Genomic DNA, 6,229 nt, shown 5'->3' on the forward strand with positions numbered 1-6,229 from the left:
GAGGGACTTCATACGGTGGTACAACAACGAGCACCGGCATAGCCGTATCCGGTTCGTCACACCGGCTGAGCGGCATCGAGGGCTGGATCATAAAGTCTTGGCCCAGCGGCATGAGCTGTACGAACGAGCCAAGGAAAAAAGACCGGAACGGTGGTCAGGCCGGACGCGTAACTGGGAACCGATCGGCACCGTGCTGCTGAATCCGGATCGAGAGCAACAGGTCGAGAAAAGAGCAGCATAGTTAGACGGTGACGCGACAACTACCTTGAAAAACGCCGTATAGTATGTGTCACTTGCTCATCTAAAAGGATATTTTATGAGTAACACTTCTAAACTTGTTCGTATGCGTCTAAAAAATATCGGCTGTGTCGGCAATGATGGAATAACAATCGCTCTAGATAATATCGTGTGCCTCGTTGGTAAAAATAATGCCGGTAAGTCAACTATACTCAGAGCTTACGAGCTAGCATACGGCTCAGGTGAACCATTTTCACCTATAAAAGATAGATATCAACATGCCGATTCCAAGAGTTTCTCCGAGGTGGAGTTAGAAGTTCATATTCCAGAAGGAGTTGCCAATATCGATGAAAAATGGAAGGTGCATGAGTCGGAATTAAGGATTGTTCGAAGCCTATGGCGATGGGATGGAACTAATTCTAAATCTACACGTTTCACTTGGGACCCTCAGTCGGAAAATTGGGCTATGGATGGTAAGGCTGGAGGTGCTGATAACGTTTTCAAATCTAGACTTCCTAAACCGATTAGGATCGGTTCTTTAGAGGATGCAGATACAACCGAAAAAAATCTCCTTACATTTGCTCTAGCTCCTTTAATTACTGCTGTTGAGCGAGAAAGACAGGATGGCAGCTCGAATTTAGCAAATGCTCTGTCTCAGATTATTGATGAGCTTTCTGCATTGAGTGGGGCTCATGCAGAACATTTTAATTTGATCGCCTCAAAGGTTTCAACTGGATTCAAGGGGATATTTCCTGGACTTGACGTATTGCTTGATATAAAACCAGCCAGTTTAACATCTGAGTTAACCGGGCTCGTAAAAAAAGATGCTGGTTTGAAGGTGAAAGATGGTAATTATGAAACTTCGGTCTCACAACAAGGCACAGGTGCTAGAAAGGCGTTGTTTTGGTCTATGCTTCAGGTTTTTAATGAGCTTAACCGCGATAAAGAGACGCGGGAGGTTACTAAAAAACCGATTCAGGTTGCACTTAAAAAAGCAATGGATAAAAAACCACCCGATCAAGCTATAATTGACGAATGTAATTTAAAGTTGGAAGCTATTGAACTTGGTAATCCAATTCCGAAAAGTATAGAGGATCCGGCGTTACCTGGTTACCTCTTGCTCATCGATGAACCGGAAAATGCTTTACATCCTATGGCAGCTAGGGCTGCACAAAGGCATCTGTATAAATTAGCAGAAAATCCAGATTGGCAAATAATGCTAACAACGCATTCTCCGTATTTTATAAATGCTTTAGAAGATCACACTACAATCATAAGGCTGGAACGCCCTGCTACGCACGGCGGCGATTTAATTTCTCCTAAGACCTACAGGTCGGATTTGATAACATTCCAAGGTGATAAAAAAAGAAGGCTTCAAGCGCTACAGCATATAGATCCGAGTTTGGCAGAAATATTTTTTGGGTCCTATCCTATTTTGGTTGAGGGGGACACAGAGCATGCAGCATTTTTAGCTACCATCATAGAGCGGCAGCACGAACTTGCCGATAAAGTCACTATTGTTAGGGCTAGAGGCAAAGGAATATTACTCTCCCTAGTATCTGTTCTTAAGCACTTCCAAATGGATTTTGGTATTGTTCACGATAGTGATGCGCCATATAATTCAAAAGGTGGAAATAACAGTATGTGGTCGCTAAATTCAAGCATACGAAATGCTATAGCGTCTGCGCGTGATTCTGGAATAACAGTTCGGCATAAGGTCAGTATTCCTGACTTTGAAAGGTTTTTAGGTGGTGAAGAAGAATCAAAAGATAAGCCACTTATGGCTTACCTTACTATATTAGATAACGCAGATCTCGGGATTGGCGTGCAAAATATGCTTAATGATCTAGTATACGGAGAAAATCACCATCCATTTGGAAGTGGTGAAGGTGAAACTATTGCGCAGTATGAGATATTGTTACGTAATAAAGTAATAAGCTGGGCAGAAAATAATGGGTTATCGGAAAACATTAAATTTAAGGGTTTGGCTTAATGCTTATTATTTTTTGAAAAGCACATTTAATTTTATTAATTGAATTGTGATGTATGAGCTTTATGAAATTGGCCGATGGAACGGCCAATTTGTAATCTCTACATTGTAGCGGCCTGCAGTCGAAATGGTCTCGACCTGCGGTCATCGCGTTTTTCGACCGGGATTGATTGCGTTTAACCCCGTATACGAGAATAGGTATTTATGGTATTTTTTCGTCATTATTGTATGTATATCCAGTATTTTGGGGGCCTCAATGAGCCGTTTTACATCGCTCGAAATGTGTGCAGGGGCAGGCGGACAAGCACTGGGCCTGGAAATGGCGGGGTTTGGTCATGAAGCGTTGGTAGAAATTGAGCCGCCTGCGTGTGCCACTCTTCGCCTGAACCGTCCAGAGTGGAACGTCAAAGAGGAAGACCTACGCCAGTTCAATGGATCGCCTTTCTTTGGGGTGGACCTTGTGGCAGGCGGTGTGCCGTGCCCTCCATTCTCCAAGGCTGGATTGCAGCTTGGCGCAGATGATGAGCGGGACCTTTTTCCAGAAGCTATTCGTTTGGTAGACGAAATACGGCCAAAAGCCGTAATGCTTGAAAACGTCCGGGGCTTGATGGATGCCATTTTTTCTGATTACCGCAACAAGGTAGAAAGGCAACTTAAAAGTCTTGGCTATGTGGCTGGTTGGCGTTTGCTGAATGCTTCGGATTATGGTGTATCACAACTTCGTCCTAGGGTCGTTTTTGTAGGAGTTCAAAAGAAGTATGCTGATAAATTTCATTGGCCTGAACCGGGTTTAGTACAGCCGCCAACTGTTGGCCAGCTTCTGCATGATTTGATGGCAGTAGATGGTTGGAAAGGGGCAGATCGCTGGCGGGAAATTGCTGACTCGATAGCACCTACATTGGTTGGGGGGTCAAAAAAGCACGGTGGTCCAGACTTGGGACCAACTCGTGCTAAAAAAGCCTGGGCAACGCTCGGCGTTTGTGGTCATGGTTTAGCTGACACTCCGCCAGCGAGTGATTTTGTGGGAATGCCTCGACTGACCACACGAATGGCGGCGAGAGTTCAGGGGTTCCCTGACGACTGGAAGTTTCATGGAAAGAAAACAGCAACCTATCGTCAAATTGGCAATGCTTTTCCTCCACCAGTTGCAAAAGCAGTAGCCGAGAGAATATTTGAAGCTCTTTCAATCCGCCGTCTTATTCAGGTTGCATAATTGTCATGGACGTCCAATTTCAGCAAGCACGTAAAAATTTTCATGCGGCATTGTTAAAAACTACTCTTACGATTAATGATAAGAATATCCCAAGCAACGCTGACAGTAGCAATCGCACCAGTATTGCGATTGCTAGGGGAATTGCTGAGACTCTAAAAGCAGAAACCATAGCTGAACGTCTTGCTGGGCAAACCTCTGGCAATCAGTTTGAAGGTTTATGTGCTGACTTTGTTAAAGACACTTTCCTGCACCTTGGGCATTTACGACCTGGGAACTGGGATGTGCATCAAGTGGGCGGCAGAAACAGATTAGAAATTGCTCGGTACGAGCAGTATACTCATTTAGTAGCCTTAGACAGAGCAGCAAGAAACGACCCAGAGTTGGCTGCGGCTCTGGGCTCAGATTATACGATTACGCCCGACATTGTCGTAGTCAGAGGGCTTGAATCCGACAATGCCATTAATCGACATGAGGAACTTGTTGACAGATCGGTATGCACACTATCAAGTTTAAGAGAAGCGAATGGCGGTTATCCACTGCTTCATGCTAGCATTTCATGCAAATGGACAATTCGAAGCGACAGAGCACAAAATGCCCGTTCGGAGGCATTAAATCTCATCAGGAACAGAAAAGGCAAACTTCCTAATATAATGGTAGTGACCGCAGAGCCTACGCCCAGCAGGCTAGCCTCAATTGCGTTAGGGACTGGCGATATTGACTGCGTTTATCATTTCGCATTATATGAGCTACAAGAAACGTTACAAGAATTGAAAATGTATGATGCTATCGATATGCTTGCCGTGATGGTTGACGGAAAACGGCTTAAAGATATAAGTGATATTCCACTCGACTTAGCTGTATGATTGTTCCTGCTCCGGTTTATAGAACCCCGTTAAGCTAAATTTCGTCAAATTGTAGCTTCGCTCCCAAGGGGCAATGTACCACTACGCAGAGAAGGACCGAAAATTGGACGCAACGCCCTCTAGTCCGGGCAGCAGTGTACGAAAATTCAAGCATTGCTGCGGATCCAACTCTCCAACGATGCACTGACCATCTGGAAGTTTCGCTTAACTGACTTCCCTGTTCCATTGCTCCCCAGACCCCGAAATGCAATGAATAAAGATGCGGTGTCTTTTTCTCAGGTCGAACATGACATCTTGATTCAACATTTTCCTGACATGCGTACGACTGGAATCAGCAGTGAGTCGGTGCTTGCTAACGAACTCCGTGAGGCGGTTCGTCAAGCGGTTCGTGCAGGTCGTTAAAGTTAGGTGTAGCGGCATCCTAGGTGTGGACGCACCTTTCCCCTGTCAGGGCTTCACGTACCTCATGGCGTCCGGGGAGCAATGGAACAGGGAAGTCGGTTAAGGCCTCCGACCATGCAAAACAGTTGGCGGCCTCGTTAAATCTTGATGTATAGGAATTTCAATAATTCCTATACATGAACATGATGTGCTAATCGAGGATATTGACCGGTACTTTGCGGCCTTTAGGCAATGTCACGATCAGCGCCTCTACCCTGTCCCCCCCTGCGCTCATCGCAGAGTTATCACTGTAGACCTTGCCTCCTTGATCCAGAAAGTCGCCCAGTCTCATTTCAGTAGTTACATGATCGGAACGTGCGTAACTACTGAGAGCACTGAGCGCGCCCTGACCCGCCATGACATTCAGGGACGGCGTATTCAACGAGGATGCATGTGCTGTTCGAGGCCTGTAGGCATCCGCCTGGTCAGGTCTCGCTCCAATATGCTGGGCATACGGGCTTTCTTGTAATTCTTCATGAAGTGCGATAGTAGCACCTGAATTTGGATTCCCGGTTGCATACCCATTGCGCACGTATTCTCTCGGGGTCGTGCGATAGACTGACGTCTCACTGTTTAAGTCGTAAACCCTCATAGGATCATGTGCGTCGAGAAAATTTTCCCTCTCCTCGCTGGACAATTGGTGGATGGAAGTCAGCGTGTATTGTCCAACGAACCGCGAGGGTGAGCTTACGCCCGATCCATACACGGGACTTGTCGGAGGGCTATAGGTTCGACTGACGCCCCCCGAACTGCAGATATTACCCATTTAAACGTTCTCCAGATGGTTTTAGATACAACTTTTCTGGCCAGGATCAATGGCTGTTCAGACCGAACTCTCAGACAAATCCAAACGTTTTTTTTACCTCGCCCGACAGATTCAATAATGCTTCGACAACTCGGCGCATTTCTACATTATCAAGATTTAGCAAGGGGATTCTCGTATGCACGACTCCGTCTTTTTTTTCATTTAGGCCGACAGTGAAAAATGGCGTTCTTAAGTTAAATTCGTTAAGCCTCAGGAGGCTTTGGCAAGCGTTGCTGTCTAGGTTGTCGATAACGCCAATATCAGATAAGAAATACACCCACTTGAATTTATCCTGATAAATCTTTATAGAAACTTCTTTGAATTCAAAGCAATAAACTTCATGCTCATGTTTTTTCTCAGGAAAACCAGGCATCCCATAGGCTTTTGCGAGCCCATCGATTAAGCGGTCGAACGAATTCTTCATGGAGTCCCCTCAGATCATAGCAAGATCAGTGGTCATACCTATGTAGCTGGTTCCATTTGACAACCTTTTCATGTACGTGAAACCCTGCTACGGCGGATCCTGGGATGCTGCGTAAAACGTTCATGCATAGGAATTTCAAAATGCCTATGCATCAAGTTGACGCTATGACGGAGGCGTCATGCCTTCATAGCGATGCGTAGTAAGACACTGATGCGTTACTTATGCAGTGAAAATCCCTATCAACAAGCGTTAATGC

The 6,229-nt window shown here is 45.5% G+C and carries 5 protein-coding genes and 1 pseudogene; 4 read left to right on the forward strand and 2 right to left on the reverse strand.

The features are described from left to right. From AO277_RS09620 to AO277_RS09635, 4 genes and pseudogenes are all read left to right on the forward strand, one after another. A pseudogene (locus AO277_RS09620) lies at positions 1-241 on the forward strand (IS3 family transposase); the annotation flags it as partial. Positions 242-316: 75 nt separating this feature from the next. Continuing rightward, positions 317-2,230: an ATP-dependent nuclease gene (locus AO277_RS09625; RefSeq protein WP_099258946.1), complete on the forward strand. Its 1,914-nt coding sequence runs from the start codon at positions 317-319 to the stop codon at positions 2,228-2,230. Between the two features lie 253 nt (positions 2,231-2,483). Further along, positions 2,484-3,440, forward strand: a complete 957-nt coding sequence (locus AO277_RS09630) for a DNA cytosine methyltransferase (protein ID WP_044320082.1) — start codon at positions 2,484-2,486, stop codon at positions 3,438-3,440. Positions 3,441-3,445: 5 nt separating this feature from the next. Continuing rightward, the gene (locus AO277_RS09635; RefSeq protein ID WP_044320079.1) at positions 3,446-4,303 is read left to right on the forward strand and encodes an NgoMIV family type II restriction endonuclease; all 858 of its coding nucleotides are present in this window, start codon (positions 3,446-3,448) and stop codon (positions 4,301-4,303) included. A gap of 592 nt (positions 4,304-4,895) precedes the next feature. Here AO277_RS09635 and AO277_RS09645 read toward each other — a convergent pair. Continuing rightward, positions 4,896-5,510, reverse strand: a complete 615-nt coding sequence (locus AO277_RS09645; protein WP_044320080.1) for an AvrPphF family type III effector — start codon at positions 5,508-5,510, stop codon at positions 4,896-4,898. A 70-nt stretch (positions 5,511-5,580) separates the two neighbouring features. Then, positions 5,581-5,973, reverse strand: coding sequence for a CesT family type III secretion system chaperone (locus AO277_RS09650; protein ID WP_044320081.1), 393 nt, complete (start codon positions 5,971-5,973; stop codon positions 5,581-5,583). Positions 5,974-6,229: the final 256 nt, after the last annotated feature.

It is taken from the genome of Pseudomonas amygdali (assembly GCF_002699855.1).
In the GTDB taxonomy this organism is placed as follows: domain Bacteria; phylum Pseudomonadota; class Gammaproteobacteria; order Pseudomonadales; family Pseudomonadaceae; genus Aquipseudomonas; species Aquipseudomonas amygdali.

What these genes read in the sequence shown, in the direction of transcription:
- AO277_RS09645 (WP_044320080.1), bottom strand. Translation starts at nt 5,510, where the DNA reads ATGGGTAATATCTGCAGTTCGGGGGGCGTCAGTCGAACCTATAGCCCT.
- AO277_RS09625 (WP_099258946.1), top strand. Translation starts at nt 317, where the DNA reads ATGAGTAACACTTCTAAACTTGTTCGTATGCGTCTAAAAAATATCGGC.
- AO277_RS09630 (WP_044320082.1), top strand. Translation starts at nt 2,484, where the DNA reads ATGAGCCGTTTTACATCGCTCGAAATGTGTGCAGGGGCAGGCGGACAA.
- AO277_RS09635 (WP_044320079.1), top strand. Translation starts at nt 3,446, where the DNA reads ATGGACGTCCAATTTCAGCAAGCACGTAAAAATTTTCATGCGGCATTG.
- AO277_RS09650 (WP_044320081.1), bottom strand. Translation starts at nt 5,973, where the DNA reads ATGAAGAATTCGTTCGACCGCTTAATCGATGGGCTCGCAAAAGCCTAT.